This is a genomic window from Nocardiopsis sp. iso_186 (assembly GCF_056173365.1).
Map to the genome: position 1 here is coordinate 5307482 of NZ_CM149670.1, position 16182 is coordinate 5323663.

At 68.2% G+C, this 16182-nt stretch carries 16 protein-coding genes and 2 pseudogenes; 11 read left to right on the top strand and 7 right to left on the bottom strand.

Translation table 11 applies throughout. From position 1 onward, the window contains the following. Positions 1-154: 154 nt before the first annotated feature. A pseudogene (locus tag AC0VYP_RS23145) lies at positions 155-701 on the bottom strand (transposase). Between the two features lie 302 nt (positions 702-1003). On the opposite strand from AC0VYP_RS23145, the gene AC0VYP_RS23150 reads away from it, so the two are divergent. Next, complete coding sequence (locus AC0VYP_RS23150; protein ID WP_475471815.1) at positions 1004-1336, top strand: DUF4333 domain-containing protein; 333 nt, start codon at positions 1004-1006, stop codon at positions 1334-1336. Between the two features lie 11 nt (positions 1337-1347). Here AC0VYP_RS23150 and AC0VYP_RS23155 read toward each other — a convergent pair whose 3' ends face one another. Continuing rightward, positions 1348-1812 carry an NUDIX domain-containing protein gene (locus tag AC0VYP_RS23155; protein ID WP_285758205.1) on the bottom strand — a complete coding sequence of 155 codons (465 nt, stop codon included), beginning with the start codon at positions 1810-1812 and terminating at the stop codon, positions 1348-1350. Positions 1813-2219: 407 nt separating this feature from the next. Between AC0VYP_RS23155 and AC0VYP_RS23160 the strand changes: the two genes are divergently transcribed. Further along, on the top strand, positions 2220-2453 hold the full coding sequence (locus tag AC0VYP_RS23160) for a hypothetical protein (RefSeq protein WP_285758204.1): 234 nt from the start codon (positions 2220-2222) through the stop codon (positions 2451-2453). 366 nt (positions 2454-2819) lie between these two features. After that, positions 2820-4121 carry a citrate synthase gene (locus tag AC0VYP_RS23165; protein ID WP_475471816.1) on the top strand — a complete coding sequence of 434 codons (1302 nt, stop codon included), beginning with the start codon at positions 2820-2822 and terminating at the stop codon, positions 4119-4121. Positions 4122-4394: 273 nt separating this feature from the next. Here the strand turns inward: AC0VYP_RS23165 and AC0VYP_RS23170 are convergent, their stop codons facing one another. After that, on the bottom strand, positions 4395-4826 hold the full coding sequence (locus AC0VYP_RS23170; protein ID WP_285758201.1) for a pyridoxamine 5'-phosphate oxidase family protein: 432 nt from the start codon (positions 4824-4826) through the stop codon (positions 4395-4397). A gap of 125 nt (positions 4827-4951) precedes the next feature. Here AC0VYP_RS23170 and AC0VYP_RS23175 point away from each other — a divergent pair, with 125 nt between their 5' ends. From AC0VYP_RS23175 to AC0VYP_RS23185, 3 genes are all read left to right on the top strand, one after another. After that, positions 4952-5191 (top strand): hypothetical protein, encoded by a 240-nt coding sequence (locus AC0VYP_RS23175; protein WP_285758200.1) that lies wholly within the window; start codon positions 4952-4954, stop codon positions 5189-5191. 425 nt (positions 5192-5616) lie between these two features. Continuing rightward, on the top strand, positions 5617-6450 hold the full coding sequence (locus tag AC0VYP_RS23180; RefSeq protein WP_285758199.1) for an ANTAR domain-containing protein: 834 nt from the start codon (positions 5617-5619) through the stop codon (positions 6448-6450). Positions 6451-6502: 52 nt separating this feature from the next. Beyond that, positions 6503-7243 carry a GAF and ANTAR domain-containing protein gene (locus AC0VYP_RS23185; RefSeq protein WP_285758198.1) on the top strand — a complete coding sequence of 247 codons (741 nt, stop codon included), beginning with the start codon at positions 6503-6505 and terminating at the stop codon, positions 7241-7243. Positions 7244-7271: 28 nt separating this feature from the next. Here the strand turns inward: AC0VYP_RS23185 and AC0VYP_RS23190 are convergent, their stop codons facing one another. Further along, entirely contained in the window at positions 7272-7565 is a 294-nt protein-coding gene (locus AC0VYP_RS23190; protein WP_475471818.1) for a DUF6221 family protein, read from the bottom strand. A gap of 146 nt (positions 7566-7711) precedes the next feature. Between AC0VYP_RS23190 and AC0VYP_RS23195 the strand changes: the two genes are divergently transcribed. Beyond that, positions 7712-8413: a class I SAM-dependent DNA methyltransferase gene (locus AC0VYP_RS23195; RefSeq protein ID WP_285758195.1), complete on the top strand. Its 702-nt coding sequence runs from the start codon at positions 7712-7714 to the stop codon at positions 8411-8413. Between the two features lie 16 nt (positions 8414-8429). On the opposite strand, the gene AC0VYP_RS23200 is transcribed toward AC0VYP_RS23195, so the two are convergent. Both AC0VYP_RS23200 and AC0VYP_RS23205 read right to left on the bottom strand, forming a co-directional pair. Beyond that, positions 8430-8942, bottom strand: a complete 513-nt coding sequence (locus AC0VYP_RS23200) for a DinB family protein (protein ID WP_475471820.1) — start codon at positions 8940-8942, stop codon at positions 8430-8432. Between the two features lie 92 nt (positions 8943-9034). Beyond that, a complete protein-coding gene (locus tag AC0VYP_RS23205) occupies positions 9035-9193 on the bottom strand; it encodes a hypothetical protein (RefSeq protein ID WP_285758193.1) in 159 nt (52 codons plus the stop codon). Between the two features lie 175 nt (positions 9194-9368). On the opposite strand from AC0VYP_RS23205, the gene AC0VYP_RS23210 reads away from it, so the two are divergent. Continuing rightward, positions 9369-9809 (top strand): DUF732 domain-containing protein, encoded by a 441-nt coding sequence (locus tag AC0VYP_RS23210; RefSeq protein WP_475471821.1) that lies wholly within the window; start codon positions 9369-9371, stop codon positions 9807-9809. A gap of 242 nt (positions 9810-10051) precedes the next feature. Here the strand turns inward: AC0VYP_RS23210 and AC0VYP_RS23215 are convergent, their stop codons facing one another. Then, positions 10052-10954, bottom strand: coding sequence for a DUF742 domain-containing protein (locus AC0VYP_RS23215; protein WP_285758191.1), 903 nt, complete (start codon positions 10952-10954; stop codon positions 10052-10054). Between the two features lie 308 nt (positions 10955-11262). Between AC0VYP_RS23215 and AC0VYP_RS23220 the strand changes: the two genes are divergently transcribed. The 3 genes and pseudogenes from AC0VYP_RS23220 to AC0VYP_RS23230 all read left to right on the top strand — a co-directional run. Beyond that, a complete protein-coding gene (locus AC0VYP_RS23220) occupies positions 11263-12546 on the top strand; it encodes a styrene monooxygenase/indole monooxygenase family protein (RefSeq protein WP_475471823.1) in 1284 nt (427 codons plus the stop codon). A gap of 441 nt (positions 12547-12987) precedes the next feature. Then, positions 12988-13695, top strand: a complete 708-nt coding sequence (locus AC0VYP_RS23225; RefSeq protein ID WP_285758189.1) for a class I SAM-dependent methyltransferase — start codon at positions 12988-12990, stop codon at positions 13693-13695. Then, a pseudogene (locus AC0VYP_RS23230) lies at positions 13692-16169 on the top strand (type I polyketide synthase); the annotation flags it as partial. The gene AC0VYP_RS23225 and the pseudogene AC0VYP_RS23230, both read left to right, overlap by 4 nt. Between the last annotated feature and the right edge of the window lie 13 nt (positions 16170-16182).

Genomic DNA, 16182 nt, shown 5'->3' on the forward strand with positions numbered 1-16182 from the left:
GCCTCCGTACCCCAGGGCCCCCGCAACCAGCCATTCGAACTGGCTCACCAAGTCCTGTCGGCTCTCGGCCTGGCCGGCCCCCAACCACCGCAATGTGAGCCATAGCCTGGGGAGTTTCTACATGTCCATCGCGGAAGATCCGCGTCACGGACACTCAGAGGTTGTCTGATGTGGCGAGTTTCGGGAGCTTCCTGCAGCAAGTCAGAGCGGCGGCCAGGCCGAGGAAGGCGAGGAGGTACGAGCCCTTTCGCTCGTATCGGACAGTGAGGCGGCGGTAGCCGAAGAGCCAGTCGATCGTCCTCTCGATCTTCCAGCGGTGCCGGCCGAGCCGTTCGCTCGATTCGATGCCTGGGCGGGCGATGCGCGGGATGATTCCGCGTTCACGCGGCCGGACGAGATAGTCGGCGGAGAAATACGCCTTGTCCGCGCGGAGCTTGACCGGCCGGCGCCGGCGCGGCCCCGTCCACGCGGTGAACCTGCGATGCGCGGTAGCGGGTGCGACACCGAACGTCTCCGGCAGATGCCGCCAGGCACACACTGGTCAGGACGTACACCACCGCCGTAAACACAGCCCGATCGTCCAACGGCGCTGTCCCGCCGCCCCGCGGACGGAACGGGAACCAGGGCAGCAACGGGGCGACCAGGTCCCACAGACCATCAGGAACCAGCCGCTGCGACAGATCAGCACCCACGACCGCCATCGTGCCGCACAGGCGTCACACCACGCGAGAAATCCTCTCAGTCATATATCTGATACAGCGGCCAATACGGACTTAGTTTTTAACGTTACATAAATTTTGTATTGCAGAATCGATCTCGCCGCCTCTTGCGCAACCGGCGATGGTGGCGCCCCGGCTCTCAACACAAGAGGTCAGACAACTGACCGCTTGGATGGTCGAACCGCTCTCCCCGTCTTTCCCGGAACTCCCCCGGAACGCTTACCCCCGCCCCCGCGTCCCAGAGCGTGTCGGGATCGGGCAGAGGCTGGGAGAGGACGCGGACCATGGGAGTCATCACAGCACGCGCGGGTGCCGTCGGACTGGGTGCGGCTGCTCTGCTGTTGACGAGCGCCTGCGGTTTCGACTTCGGTGTCGGCGGCATGAGTGTCAACAAGGAGACCGTGGCGGCCAAGACCGCCGAGCAGTTGACGGAGACCGTCGGGCAGGCGCCCGACGAGGTGACCTGCCCCGAGGATCTTCCCGCCGAGGTGGGTGCCGAGATCCGTTGCGAGCTCACCGCGGGCGGGCAGACCTACGGGATGACGGTGACCACGACGTCCGTCGAGGGCAACGACGTGAACTTCGACATCAAGGTCAACGACCAACCCACCGGCTGACCCGCACGGGGTCAGCGTCCACCGGAGTGCGCGAGGACGGTGAGCGCGGTGATGTTGGCGGTGAGGAACTCGACGAGCACCGGGGGGCGCAGGGCGACACCGGTGATGCCTTCCCGGGTGAACGGTACGCGCACCGTCTCGTAGGTGCCGTTCTCCGGGAAGCCGAACTCCGGTCCCGTGCGGCGCTCAGGGTCCATCGCGACCAGTGTGGCCAGGAAGAACCGGTGCAGGGTGAGCCCGCCCCGACTGTTGGGAGCTAAGGACACGAACACCTGCTGGGGCGCGCGCAGTGTGCCGGCGAGTTCCTCGTGGATCTCCCGGCGCAGCGCAGCCTCGATGTCGGCGTCCTCCGGCTCGACACCGCCTCCGGGCGTCACCCAGTAGGGCGGCTTCCCCGGACGTGTTCGTTTGATCAGGATCAGGTCGGCGCCGTCCAGGAGGATCGCACGGGCGCTCTGGCGGGTGATGGCGTCCATTGGATAAGGTCCCCTCCTGCCACGAAGGCTCCCGGGCGATCCGATGTCGTCCTGCGCTGCCGAATCCTACGGTGCTCGGGCCTGTGGAACCATGGCGCTCGCGCCTGAAAGCCTTCACCCCTTTCGCGTGGGGCAGCCGCGCGGCCGGTTCCGGTGCCCGGGAGCCGGGCGACGCGGCCGGATCGGGCCGTAGCGCCTGCAAAGCGGTACATCCGGGGTGGGATCGCTGTAGCATCGGCGTCATCACCGCGGCCGCGCGCTCTACCGCCGCCGACGGTCCCGCGCCGCCGCGTCCCCAGGGAGGGTCGATCCGGCCCCACAGCGCCGTGCCGTCGTCCGCCGAGTGGGTCCACCCGATTCCAGGCACCGCACCCCTGTCGGCCCCGAAAGCATCGAAGGAAACCCCGATGACATTCATCGACTCGACGCGCCGTGTTCTCGTCCGGATGCGGCGTCTCCCCCGACACCTGAAGGTCACCGAGGTCAGGGACGCTTCGGGCATCAGGCAGTGGAGGTGGCTGTGCAGTGCCTGCCCGTTCGCCGGGACCGAGTCGAGCAGGGATCAGGCCCGGACCCGTGCCCGGGAGCACGCGGCCTCGGGCACGTGCGTCAAGTCGCCGCCGAAGGTGCGCGCGAACTGACCCCGGCCGCTGATGTCGGTGCTGTGAATTACGGATGTCCTCAAGGTTGCGATGTGACCAGCATCTCCCTTGTTTTACGTGGTCGCGAGATCGCTGGGCGTGACGCGCGCGCTCTGCGCCCAGCGAGGGCGACGGACAGGGCTTATCCGCGTTTCACACCTCTCCCGTCGGCGCCACGACACGTTTCGGACACGGTTCCGAGGCGGCATCCGGGGCCGCCACGGTCCCGATCAGCCGTGAAAAGGAGAAACTTCCGCGTTTTTTCGGACGCTTTTCCGGGGGGCGGTGTGCACAGGCTCCGAAGGGGTTCGGTGGGGTAGGACAGACACAGCACGAGGACCGACGATGTAAGGACCCGTAACCGTCATGACCCACACTCCCCAGGGCGACAGCGTCGCCCTCCGGTTCGCCGACCGGGACGCCTCGTTCCCCACTGCAACGGGAACCGAGGGTGAGACCGCCTTCGAGATCAAGACCCTGCTGTCCGGAACCGGGCTGGTGACCATCGACCCGGGGTTCGGCAACACCGCGGCGTGCCGCTCCGACATCACCTACATCGACGGTGCTGCGGGGATCCTGCGCTACCGGGGCTATCCCATCGAGGAGTTGGCGCAGCAGGCGACCTTCCTCGAGGTCTGTCACCTTCTTCTCCGGGGAGAGCTTCCCAAACCCGGTCAGCTCGACGCGTTCGCCGCCGAACTGACCGCACAGTCCGCGCTCCCCGAGGGCTTCGAGCGGGTAATCGACGCTTTCCCCTCCGGCACGCACCCGATGATCACGCTGGCGGCCGCGGTGAACGCGCTGGCGGCGTTCCACACGGAGAATGCCGACCCCACCGACGACGACCAGGTGGAGCGGGCCACCATCGCCCTGCTCGCCCAGCTCCCGGCGATCGCGGCGCGTATCCATCGCACCTCTGCCGGCTTGGAGCCGGTGGCGACGGACAGTTCTCTGGCCTACGTGGAGAACTTCCTGAACATGACCTTCGGCAAGACCGAGGGCGAAAAGGGCCCGGACCCGCTGTTGGCCAAGGCGATGGACCTGCTGCTGACCCTGCACGCCGACCATGAGCTGAACTGCTCCACCTCGACGGTGCGGGTGGTCGGTTCCTCCGGCGCGACCGTGTTCGCGAGCGTGGCGGCCGGCATCAACGCCCTTTCGGGGCCTCTGCACGGTGGCGCCAACCAGGCCGTACTGGAGATGCTGGAGCAGATCCAGAACACCGAGGGCGGGATCGACACCTTCATCGAACAGGTGAAGGACCGCGAGAGCAAGACCCGCCTCATGGGGTTCGGGCACCGCGTCTACAAGAACTTCGACCCGCGCAGCCGCGAGATCAAGAAGCTCGCCCAGGAGATCCTGAACCAGCCGGGGGCCAATGACCCGCTGTTCGACCTGGCGTTGCAGCTGGAGGAGCGGGCGCTGTCGGACTCCTACTTCGTGGACCGCAAGCTCTACCCGAACGTCAACTTCTACACCGGCGTGATCTACCGCGCGCTGGGTTTCTCCACGGAGATGTTCACGGTGCTGTTCGCGCTGGGCCGCCTCCCCGGCTGGCTGGCGCACTGGCACGAGCTGCGCAAGGACCCCGACACCCGCATCGCCCGTCCGCGCCAGCTCTACACCGGACCGGCACAGCGCTCCGTCGCGGCGCGCGACAACGCCTAGCGCTCCACCAGCGGCCGGCACGCCCCGCAAAAGGCACTGGACCCTACGCGCGAACGGGCCCGGAGACCGGAGTTGTCCGGTGTCCGGGTCGCGCGTGGGGTCCGACCGATCGGGCCGCTGGAGGCCGGGGAGTCGAACAGCGAATCGGGAACGCCGAGGCCGAAACGGCGGTCATGCCCTGGACTCGTGCCGGGGAGCACCATCCGGCGTCCGTGACCGCCGACCGGCTTCTCGCATCGCCGCCTGGGACACGGCGGCCTTTCGGTAGTGCGCTCAGACGCTGCCCTTCACCCCGGTCAGGGCGATCTCGATGACGATCCGTTCCGGGTTGGGGGAAGGCGTGCGCTGGTAGCGCTCGGCATAGCGCCGCTCGGCGTCGGCTACGGCTTCCCGATCGTCGCGCACGATCGCGCGCCCCTCCAGAGTGGACCAACGCGCCCGCTCCACCTGGCACACCGCCACGGGCACGCCGGCCTCCCCCGCCTTGGCGATCAGCCGCGCCTTGCGCGTCCCCCGACGAGCGATGACCCTGGCGATGCCCGATTCCAGGTCCAGCGTGACCCCGACCGGAACGACGTGCGGTGTGCCGTCGGGCCGGACCGTGCTGAGGGTGCACAGATGGCGCTCGGCCCAGAAGGCGGCGAACTCCTCCCCCCGAGAGGCGAGATCGGGGCGGTCAGGGGCAACTGTGCTGTGATCGGTCATGATCCCCCACTCTACGGACGTGTCCGTTGCGCATTGGGCACCACCACGCGAAACGACAACACCTTGGCCGCAGCGTTTCCCCGCGCCGGCGGTTTCTGGGCTGCGCCTCGGGTAGTGGCCGACCCATGCCCTCTTCCGACCATGTCTCCTTCGCCCACCGCCATCCGTGGCGTCTCGGCGTCCTGATCGGGGTGGTGAGCGGAATCCTGTTCGGGCTGATCGCTTTTCTGTGGATCGACAAGGGTCCGCTGACAGCGGTCAGCATCGGTGTCTTCTTCGGCGTATGGATGACACTGTGTTTCGCGCTGCTCAACGGAGCCTCACTGTCCCGGCGCGACCCACCGTTCAAACACCCCCGCAACTGAAAAGACCCATTGCCTGATCCGGGCTCCGGACGACACCGGGTGCGGTTCCCCGCAGCGACCCAGCGGATAACGTCCGCCCGGAACCCCTCCCGATGTACGCGAAAGGGGCGCGTCTCTTCTAGAATCGGTTACTTCAAGGTCCGGAAGCGTGGCCTTAGATTCCGGTGACCCCTCAAGCCAGCGCCTCGGACACCATGCAGCCTGTGACAGGACGGGCTGGCCGTCATGCTGTCCGCGGTTCCCTGATCCGTGACGACCTCATCGAAAACGCGGTGAGGCGGTCTTTGCGCGTCCATCAACGTCGGCGCACTCAGATCGGTGTACGGGTCGGGACGCGAGGAGCCACCGGAAAGGTCATCACGTGCCGCGCGAACGCGCGGCACCCGCCATAGGCGCTGCGGCGTCGTGGAGACATTCCGGACCAGATGAAGAAAACCCGAACCAACAACGACTCCGTGTTGCCCGGCGGCGGTTTGACCCCCGTCGTTCACCCCGTCGTGCCCGCCCCCCAGGCTCTGCCCCTGGAAGACCCCCTGTCGCTGGCCAAGCGGATGGTCTCCCTGACCGAGGCCGTCAACGCCTGCACCGACGTCGAAACCGCGGCCACCCGGGTGGCCGAACTGATGACCAGCCAGCCCGCTCTGTGCGAACACGTGCATATCACCGCGCGCACCGCCAAGAACGCGCCACCGGTTATGACGCACAGCGACGACGTCGCCCGTCGGCTCGGCGACTGCGCTGGTTTCCTCGGGGACGCGTCGGCGCTGCACACCGTGTTGCCAGGGGCCGACGAGGCCTCGACGACCCAGCACAGCGACGGGCACTGGAAGCGCTTCCTGGAGCGTGCGGCCGAGCACGGCGTGCGCAGTATCCACGCCACCCGTATGGTGACGTCCAAGCGCAGGATCGGGGTGATCACCTTCTACTCCGTCCATGCCGACACCTTCGAGCGGGTGGGCGAGGGGACGCTGGCCACGATCACCGACACCGTCGCACTCGCCCTGGAACACAAGATCGAACTGGCCAACCTGACCAGGGCGCTGAGCACCCGCAGCCTCATCGGGACCGCGCTGGGCATCCTCATGGAGCGGCACGACATCTCCGAGACCGATGCCTGGCAGATGCTCAGCAGCACGTCCCAGCAGCTCAACATCCGCCTGGTGGACATCTGTACCCGGATCGTCGGTGACAGTCGCTTCTCCTCGGAGGGGACCGTCAAAACGCTGCGGCTCGACGCCCCGGAGGGCGGCCCGACGTGACCGAGACATCGGCGCGGCAGGGCCGGGGCGCTTCCCCCTCGTTTGAGGAACGGTGAAGCGCCCCGGCCCGCCCGACATGACCCCCGACGAGCTGTACGGCTTGTTGATCAGTCTGGAGACGGTCGAGGAGCAACTGGCCGAACTCGCCCGCATCGCTGTGCGCACCCTCCCCGGTCGGGTGCACTGCGGCGTGACACTGCGCCATCGCGGCCGCAGCCCCATCACGATCGCCAGCAGTGACGAAACGGCGGCACAACTGGACGAGGCCCAGTACGCCAGGGAAGACGGCCCGTGCCTGCAGTGTCTGCGGACGGGTGAGCGGGTCGTCGTCGAGGACATGACCACCGAGCAGCGTTGGGGAGACTACGGTGCGCGTTCCGTGGCGTCGGGAGTGCTGTCGCTGCTGGCGGAACCCATCCACGCGGGCCCGGAGACGCTCGGGGCGCTCAACCTCTACGGCGCAGAGCCGGGCCTCTTCGACGACGCCCACGCCCTGGCCATCGCGTCGTTCGCCCAGCGCGCCTCGGGCATGCTCACCATCATGCGCCGCCTCTCCGATGAGCGCCGGACCACCCACCAACTGCGGGAGGCACTCAACTCCCGCACCGTCATCGACCAGGCCATGGGCATCATCATGGCCCAGGCCCGCTGTTCGGCGGAGGCCGCTTTCGACCTGTTGCGCCAGGCCTCCCACCAGCGCAACCGCAAGCTTCGCGAGGTGGCTGCGGACGTGATCACCGCTGTGACGGGAGAACCACCGCGAGTGGGACGGGAGTTCACCGCCGAGGAGTGAGCGGAAGGGGGCCTTCGGTCTCGACCGTTCAGGGCCGCCACAGGGAGCTGTAGTCGGGGTGGTCGGCATAGGCCAGGGCCAGGTGGTTCAACACGGCGTTGTGGCCGTCCGTACGGGGTGCCGCGTCCGCGAGCCCCTCGGCAGTGGCTGCGTGGCGCAGCTGGGTCCGGTGCTCGACGCGTTCCACGATCCGGCGTTTGGCGGTGATCTCGGTCAGGAGCCGCCGCGCGTTGACAGCGGCGGCACCCCCCATCTCGACCGAGGCGTAGAGCTGCTTCTCGTCCTCGTCGAGACGCGCCTTGAGGAACTCGATGATCGTCATGGCACCATCCTGCCCCCACTGCGGTGTCCGCACAGCAGAGTAGGGCGTTCCTGCCGGATCGACAGGAGGCGGCCACGCTCACGAACAGGGTCGGGTGCCCGTAATTTCCGTTGTCCCCGTGCACCGATCTGTCGATAATCATTCAGATGACGAACTTCGCCGGCTTCGACTCCCGCGGTTATCGAATGGTGGACGTGCGAACCGGCTACGGCCGGTGGGTTGACACCTACGAGCAGACCGTCGAGGACGCGATGGACATCGGCCTGCTCGAAAACCTCGCCGAGCCGTCCTGGGCGACCGTGCACCGTGCCGCCGACCTCGGCTGCGGGACAGGGCGCACCGGCTCCTGGCTCCGGAGCCGAGGGGTGAACGGGGTGGACGGGGTGGACCTCACTCCGCAAATGCTCGCTGTCGCGCGCTCGAAGGGCGCGTACGAGCATCTGAGCGAGGCCGACGTGCGCGAGAGCGGCCTCGCCTCCGGCACCTACGACCTCGTTATCGCCAGCCTCGTTGACGAGCATCTGCCCGTACTCGGGCCGCTCTACACGGAAGCGTGGCGGCTCGCGGTCCCCGGCGCGTCATTCGTCCTGGTGGCCTTTCACCCGCACTTCATCATGGCGACCGGCATGCCCACCCATTTCACCAGCGGTTCCGGCGAGCACGTTGCGATCACCACCCACGTCCACCTGATCAGCGACCATGTCGCCGCCGGCCTCGGTGCGGGGTGGCGACTGGTGGAAATGCGGGAGGGCGTGGTGGACGAACGCTGGCTCGCGGTGAAACCCACGTGGGAGCGATTCCGCGGCCATCCGGTGTCCGCGGTGCTGGTGTGGCGCAGACCCGATTGATCGCCTCCTGACACCGTCAGATGCCGGTGTTGCCGTTGACGGCCTCGCGGATGAGGTCGGCGTGGCCGTTGTGCCGTGCGTACTCCTCGATCATGTGGAGGTAGATCCAGCGCAGGCTGCATCGCGCTCCCTGGAGATTGCAGGTGGCGTCGAGGGTGTAACCCGCGGCCCGGGCCCGGGCATGGTTGACCTCGGTGTGCCAGGTGGCCAGTGCCTCGGCGAGGGTTGCGTGATCGGGCAGGGTGAATCCCCCGTCCGTGCCCTGGGGGTGCAGACCGTCTCCGTAGACCGGCCCGAGGCGCTCGCCGGCGAGAATGCGGCGGAACCAGTTGCGCTCGACCTCCGCCATGTGGCGCACCAGGCCGAGCAGGGTGATCGGCGAGGGTGGTGCGGCGGCGCGGCGGGACCGTTCATTGTCGAGACCGGCGCATTTGACCGCCAGCGTCTGGCGGTGAAAGTCGAGCCACCCCTCCAAGGTGGCGCGCTCATCACCGTTCAGGGGCGGGATGCTGCGTTCCAGCGTCGTCATGGCCGCCATCATGGCAACACTGCGCGGTTCGGTGGCAGCGCTGGCCGGTAACGGTCGGGGGCGCGCTTTGCGCCGGGTCGGACCGGGAACGGTTACCAGATGCCCTTGATCGGCATGCAGTAGGTCGAGCCCTTGAAAGTGACGGGGCGGGTGGTGACCGGGCAGGCGGCCGCATCGGCCGTTGCGGGAACCACCACGGTGGCCCCCAGCCCCACAACCACCATGGCCAGGACCGTGAGGCAGCGTCTCATAAGCGTCTCCCGAAGGTTCGGCAGTGTTTGCCGGGGCGACTTCCCACCAAGGGCCGAGGGCAAGGCCAAGGCAGGGGCGATATCGGGTCAAACCCGTGACCAGGGAGATGGTGGAAACAGCCCTCTCGGGGCAGCGGTCCATTCACGACCTGATGTCCGCCCCCTGGAGGCCCCCATGCGCATCCCCCACCAACTCGCCTGTGCGGCCGCTGCGGTTCTGCTCGGGACCGCGTGCGGTGCCGGAGAAGGAGAGCAGCTGATCCCGCCGGCCACCCCGGCACCGACCGCCACCGCGACCCTGACGTTGACGCCCTCCGCCTCCCCCGGAACCGGTACCGGCCTGCCCGAGGAACCCGGCCCAAAGACCCGGGCGGAGTACCTGGACTCGCTGAACGGTATCGATCCTGCCCTGACCTCTCCCGACGACGACACCGCGGTGCTGCGCGGCCGGCAGACCTGCCAGATGATCGCGGAAACGGAAGGGCGCGAGGACCGCGACGAGGTGCGGGGCGTCGAGGTCCGTGAACTGTTTGCCGTGTCGGGCTACGAGGCGGACGGCGCCGATGCGGAACTGATCATGGCCGCGGTGCGCAAACACCTCTGCCCGGACATGTAACCGGCCCCCTGTCCGGGACGGCTCCGGACCACGTGTCCTGTCCTCTGGGAGGGCCCTCGCGGAATCCGACGATGGTCGGGGGTCAGGACTTCCTCGCGCCCGGATACGAACCAGCATCCGTTCCTGTACGGCTACCCCGGCAGCGGGGTGCGGCGGACCGGCGGCCCTTGTCCGCGCATACCCGTGCAGCGGGTTTGTCCCTGACCGAAGATCCACGACGCCTCGGGGGACGGTGCGGGCGGCTAGGGGCGCGCACGCAGTGCATGGTGGGCGATGAGTTCCCCCAGTGCAGCGCTGCAACCGGGAACCCAGGTGTAGATCCCGACCGGCGCCTGCTGCGCCAGTTCCAGCTCGCGCAGCCACTGTCGGGCCTGCGCGAGGGTCCACGGCGAATCCAGGGTGTCCTGTTGGTAGAGCGCGACCATGACCGTCTCCGGATCGCAACGCGTCAAGGCGTTGAAGGCACTGTCCTCGGCACCGGGGCCGACGAGCACGAGCACGAGAGCGGCGTTGTCCAGGGTTTCGGCCCAAAGAGCGTCGTCGTCGATCCCGCGAGGACTACCGACCAGGCATAGGGCGGTCGGCCAATCCGGCCCCCGGGTCACCGCGCTGACCGCGCAGGTGAAAGCCCAGGCTGACGAATGGCCCCGGAGGACGAACCGACCGACGGGCAGTTGGGACGGGGCGTCTGCGAGCCCGGTCAGGCTGATGACGACATTGCACTCGGCACGGCTGTGCGGTGCCACGACCACGACCTTGCGGGGAGCGTCGTCCAGTGATTCGACGACACCGGCGTCGGTGAGGTCGGAGAGCAGGAGGCGCACGACACCCACCGGCAGGGAGGTCCGGGCGGCGATCTCCAGGACCCCCGCGCTCTCCCGCTCCCAGAGCAGACGGGTGATGGCGCGGACCGCCTCGGTGGTCTCCTGGCCGTTCACGAGGGCGGCGGCACGGGCGAGGGTTTCGGTTCGTCCTGCTCTTCGCTGCCGGGAGGGCAGGACGATCTGCTCGACGTCTTCGAGATGGCGACGCGCCCAACGCGGGGGCCCCAGGAGTCGGGGGCGGGTACCGGGACGTCCACGATGACCGGGCGCGCCCGAGAGCGCGTTGTCGAGGTCGGAATGATCCTCGCCGCGGTCGGCCATGCCACTCCTCGACGCAGTCGGACAGGAGGCTCGTAGGGATGCTATCCGCCGCTGACGGGTGCCGGCGGCAAGTCGGGGAGGATGGCTTTGGCCAATCGCAGGTGCAGGATCGGTCTGGGTCTGAGATCATCCATGCCGGAAACTCAGGTTTTTCCCGAGTTTCTCAACGATTTCGACCATGCGGGGCGCCTGGCGCGTAGGCACGGTATCGGACCCCTCACTCCGGTGGCGCAGCCGCGGGCCGAGCGCTCCACGCCCACGGCTCGGGCAGTGTTTCCAGGCCGGGGCCGCCGACCTATTGGAGATCCATGTCCCCCTCACCTCGGGTGCTCATCATCGGCGCCGGACAATCCGGCCTGTACCTGGGTCACCAACTCCTCAAGCAGGGAATCGAGGTCGGGCTGATCACCAGTCAGACCTCGCCCGAGATCCGTAATGGGCGGGCCAGTATCACCCAGGTCGCCTGGCCCTCGACCCGGGCCCTGGAGGATCAGGCGGGCCTGGACCTGTGGCGGGCGGCCGCCCCACGTTTCGAGCAGGTGGAGATGAGCCTGCGCCCGCCCGAGGGCGAGCGTGTGCAGTTCTCCGGACGCTTCGACGCCGACCCCGTGGCCAAGCGCATCGGCGGCCACGCGGTGAGCGTCAACCGCCGGGTAAAGATGGCCGACTGGCTGGAGTTCTTCGAGGACCAGGGCGGCAAGGTCTACATCCACGGGGTCACGACATCGGACCTGGAGTACCACGTCCGGATGTACGACCTGGTGATCGTGGCGGTGGGCGCCGGCGAACTGGGGGCCCTCTTCGACTTCGACGCCTCGCGCACCAGCGGGGGCCACGACAGGATCGTCGCGCAGGCGATCCTGGACGGCGTGGTCTGGGACGGCGACCACCAGCTGGACGTGTACTCGACCCTCGGTGGCGAGGTGTTCTTCACCCCGATCTACACCTCCGAGGGCGAAGCCACCAGTGTGACGATGCTGGCCAACCCCGGGGCGGCCCTGGACACCAGCGACGCGCCCCCGCGTGACACCGAGGCGTTGCTGGGCCAGATGCAGACGCTGCTGCGCGAGAACATCCCCGACGTCTACGACCGTATCCGCGGCCTGGGGGTGGGCGACCTGGTGGGCGGCGCCAACTCGATGGTTCGCACCCGCTTCTCCCCCGGGGTGCGCAAGCCCGTGGCGCACATCAACGACACTCCGGCGCTCGGCATGGCCGACGTCGTGATCACCTCGGACCCGGTGGCCGGCCAGGGCTGGGCGAACTCGACGTTCTGCGCCCAGATCTACTCCGACGCGATCATGGAACGCATCCACAAGGGCGGCGCGTTCGACGCGGAGTGGATGACCGCGACGTTCGAGCGGTTCTACCAGGAACGCGGGCGCCACGCCGCCGTGTTCAGCGACATGGTGCAGAACTTCTGGCTGGGGCAGATGCCCACCCACTTCGGGGAACTGGTGATGGCGGTGCTGCAGTACCCGGAGGTGGCCAACCGCTGGATCGGTGGCTTCGACCGCCCCGACGACTACGAGAAGTGGATGTTCGACGAGACCGCGGCACGGGCCTACCTGGCAGAGGTGGCGACGCACTGACTAAGCGGATCGACTGCGCTGCAAAGAGTTTTGTGGTGATGCGCTCCTTTATTTAGGTCTTTGTAGCCAATAAAATAAAAAAGTGACTTTCAGACCGGCGGGTGAGTGGTCGTGTTCTTGCGACACGGATCATGCACCCGCCGTCTTTCATGTCATGCGAGTCGCTTGAATGGTCCTCTTACGACGCTTTGATCCTGCCCCCATCACCTGCCGCCAGAGAGCCCTAATGTCAGCGTTCCCCCTGTTCAAAGTCACTCTTTTCTACTCGGCCGCCACGTGGGGCGAAAGAGGGCGCGGGCCGCGCGTACGGCCGGCGCCACGGATCGACGCGTAGCACAGCGACGGGCGAAGAGCACGGTCCCACATGGTCATCACTGGTCTCGCTTGCGCCGTCAAACCCCCCATTGCACAAATTTACATTCCGGTAATTGAGGTTGAATCATGCCCGAAACCACCCCCCCGACCGGTCCCGACGGCAAGAACTTCACCGGCAACGAGAAGAACGAGGGCTTGTACAGCCCTGGAGTACTGGGCAAGTTCTACACCCCCTATGTCATCTGGTTCAGCCACCGCGCGGCCTGGGGAGTGTCCAATAAAGCGCTGCACGACAACCACCGCACCCACATCGGCCAGAACCACCTGACCGTCGGCCCCGGCAACGGCTACTTCCTGGCGAAGCTGCCCGCCTCCACCCCGTTGCGCACCCTGCGCCTGCTCGACCTCAACCGCACCTGCCTGGACTTCACCACGCAGCGCGTCGGCCGGCGCTTCGACACGTCCACGATCGAGCAGGACGCCCTGGCAGCCTGGCCGGTTGACGACGGCACGCTGGACTCGGTGGACTGCCACATGATGATCCACACGCTGCGCGGCGACATCATCGGGGACAAGGAGGAACTGGTGGCCCAGGCCGCGCGGGTCCTCAAACCCGGTGGTGTCTTCTTCGGGGCGACGATCCTGGCCCAGGGGCCCGACGTGCGTCCCAACGCCCTGGCCCGCAAGCTCATGGCGCTCTACAACGGCCAGTCCAACACCTTCTCCAACGCGAACGACTCCTCCAGCGACCTCAAGAAGGTGCTGGAGCGCCACTTCAGCCGGGTGGAGTTCGAAGTCCAGGGCTGCACCGGGGTATGGGTGGCGACCAAATGAGCGTCCGTGACACCGGGCGCCTGGCCGCGATCACCGGTATCGGGTGCCGCCTGCCCGGTTCGATCAACGACCCCGTCGCCTTGTGGGACGCCCTGCTCGCCGGTGAGGCTGTGACCCGTCCCATCCCCGAACGGCGATGGTCGGAGATGGTGCAACGCCTACACCCCGGCCAACGTCCCGACCGCCCCTGGACCGCGGGGGTCATCGACGACCTCGACGACTTCGACGCCGCGTACTTCGCGATCGCGGAACTCGAGGCCGCGCAGATGGACCCCCAGCAGCGGATGATCCTCGAAGTCGTCACCGAGGCGCTGGCCGACGCCGGGATCGCTGCGGGTTCCCTGGCCGGGACACGCACCGGCGTGTGGGCCGGGTCGGCGTCGGTGGACCACACCGGTACGGTCTTCCTCCCCGGTTGACATATCGAGATGGGCTCGGTTTCGGGGACGTCACCCTCGATCCTGTCCAACCGGGTGTCCTACCTGTTGGGCCTGCGCGGGCCGTCGATGACCGTGGACACCGCCTGCTCGGCGAGTGCAACCGCCTTGCACCTGGCGCGCCAGTCACTGGAGTCCGGTGAGGTTGACACCGCCATCGTCATCGGCACGAACACGATGACCGCCCCCGGGATCACCGCGGCGTTCGCCAGTGCGGGCGTCCTGGCCCCGGACGGAGTGTGTCGCCCCTTCGACCCCGAGGGGCAGGGATACGTGCGCTCCGAGGCGGTGGTGGTGACGGTGCTGCGCCGCACCGGCGACGCTCAGGACGCACACGACCGGATCTATGCGGTGTTGCGCGGTTCGGCGACCAACTCCGACGGCCACTCCCCCGCCGGACTCTACGCCCCCAACCCGCCGGCGCACGTGGACCTGCTGCGCGACGCCTACGCCGCGGCCGGTGTCGCCCCCGAGCACGTGGACTACGTCCAGTGCCACGGAACCGGGACCAAGGCCGGTGACTCCAGCGAGGGAAGGGCCTTGGCCAGGGTCCTTGGGGCGGACCGCGACACGCCGCTGCCCATCGGCTCGGTCAAGTCCGTACTCGGCCACAGCGAAGGCGCGTCCGGTCTGGTGGGGGCGGTGTGCACTGCGTTGGCGCTGCACCACGGCCGTATCCCGCCCACGGCCGCGCACACCGAACTGCGGCCCACCCTGTCCCGTTTGCCGCTTCGGGTACCGGTCAAGACCGAGACCTGGCCCGATACCGGTCGGCCACGCCTGGCCGGGGTGTCCTCGTTCGGGTTCGGCGGCTCCAACGTCCACGTGGTCCTGGAGCAGGCGCCCGTCCCGGCCGCACGGGACGAGGCAGTTCCGGGCCGCACACGGCTGGTCCCCGTGAGTGCCCCCACCGCGGAGCGACTGCGTCTGCGGGCCGAGGCATGGTCACCGGTCGTGGCCGCGACGGATCTGGCCGGGACCGCGGCGACCGCCCAGCACCGGCGCGACCACCAAGCGGTACGCGCCGCAGTAGTCGCCGACGGCACCGCCGACGCCTCGGCCGCGCTGGCCGCGCTGGCGACGGGCCGGTCCCACCCCGCGCTGGTGGGACCGGCCCGGGTCCCCACGCACAAGGGGCCGTTGGTGTGGCTGTTCTGTGGGCACGGTTCGCAACACGCCCGCATGGCCGTTTCCGCCTACGCGACCGAACCCGTGTTCAGGGCGGCCTTCGACGACGCGTCCCAGGCGCTTCGCGCGCACCTCGGGCGGGCGGTCTGGAGCCCGGGGACGAAGATCGACGGTTTCGAGACCGCCCAACACGCCATCTGGCTCACCCAGACGGCACAGGCAGCACTATGGCGTTCCTGGGGATACACGCCCGACGCCGTGCTGGGCCACTCCCTCGGCGAGGTCGCGGCGGCACATGCGGCCGGAGCACTCGGCCTCGACGACGCCGCACGGGTGGTGGCCGTACGTTCCGCATTGCTGGCCCGGACATCGGGGCAGGGCGGCCTGTTGGTGACCGAACTGCCCCCGGCGCAGGCCGAGGCCGCCATCGCCGGCCGCTCACTTGTGGTGGCCGCCTACAACGCGCCCGACACGACCGTCATCAGCGGCCCGGTCAACCCCCTGCGAAAACTCGCCGAGGAGTTGGAGCGGGACGGGGTCTATGTCCGGCGGGTGGCCGAGGACGTCCCCGCCCATTCACCCGCTGTGGACGATCTGGTGCCGCAGTTGGCCGACGCGCTGGCCGACGTGGTTCCGCGCGAGGGGGAACCCACGTTCTACTCCAGTGTCACGGCCGAAGCCGTGGCGGGCGATCGACTGGGAGCCGACTACTGGGCGCGACAACTACGCGCACCGGTGCGCTTCACCGACGCCCTGGCCGCGGCCGTGGAAGGAGAGGGGGCCGTGGTGGTCGAGCTGGGCGGCCGCTCCACTTTGGCGCGGGGAGCCTCGGCGACCCTTTCGACCGGGACGAGCACGGCGACCATCGTGGCCGCGGGCGATACCGAACGTGACGACCACGCCGCACTGATGACCCAGTTCG

Coding starts and splice junctions, on each gene's coding strand:
- AC0VYP_RS23150 (WP_475471815.1), top strand. CDS start 1,004: ATGGGAGTCATCACAGCACGCGCGGGTGCCGTCGGACTGGGTGCGGCT.
- AC0VYP_RS23155 (WP_285758205.1), bottom strand. CDS start 1,812: ATGGACGCCATCACCCGCCAGAGCGCCCGTGCGATCCTCCTGGACGGC.
- AC0VYP_RS23160 (WP_285758204.1), top strand. CDS start 2,220: ATGACATTCATCGACTCGACGCGCCGTGTTCTCGTCCGGATGCGGCGT.
- AC0VYP_RS23165 (WP_475471816.1), top strand. CDS start 2,820: ATGACCCACACTCCCCAGGGCGACAGCGTCGCCCTCCGGTTCGCCGAC.
- AC0VYP_RS23170 (WP_285758201.1), bottom strand. CDS start 4,826: ATGACCGATCACAGCACAGTTGCCCCTGACCGCCCCGATCTCGCCTCT.
- AC0VYP_RS23175 (WP_285758200.1), top strand. CDS start 4,952: ATGCCCTCTTCCGACCATGTCTCCTTCGCCCACCGCCATCCGTGGCGT.
- AC0VYP_RS23180 (WP_285758199.1), top strand. CDS start 5,617: ATGAAGAAAACCCGAACCAACAACGACTCCGTGTTGCCCGGCGGCGGT.
- AC0VYP_RS23190 (WP_475471818.1), bottom strand. CDS start 7,565: ATGACGATCATCGAGTTCCTCAAGGCGCGTCTCGACGAGGACGAGAAG.
- AC0VYP_RS23195 (WP_285758195.1), top strand. CDS start 7,712: ATGACGAACTTCGCCGGCTTCGACTCCCGCGGTTATCGAATGGTGGAC.
- AC0VYP_RS23200 (WP_475471820.1), bottom strand. CDS start 8,942: ATGACGACGCTGGAACGCAGCATCCCGCCCCTGAACGGTGATGAGCGC.
- AC0VYP_RS23205 (WP_285758193.1), bottom strand. CDS start 9,193: ATGAGACGCTGCCTCACGGTCCTGGCCATGGTGGTTGTGGGGCTGGGG.
- AC0VYP_RS23210 (WP_475471821.1), top strand. CDS start 9,369: ATGCGCATCCCCCACCAACTCGCCTGTGCGGCCGCTGCGGTTCTGCTC.
- AC0VYP_RS23215 (WP_285758191.1), bottom strand. CDS start 10,954: ATGGCCGACCGCGGCGAGGATCATTCCGACCTCGACAACGCGCTCTCG.
- AC0VYP_RS23220 (WP_475471823.1), top strand. CDS start 11,263: ATGTCCCCCTCACCTCGGGTGCTCATCATCGGCGCCGGACAATCCGGC.
- AC0VYP_RS23225 (WP_285758189.1), top strand. CDS start 12,988: ATGCCCGAAACCACCCCCCCGACCGGTCCCGACGGCAAGAACTTCACC.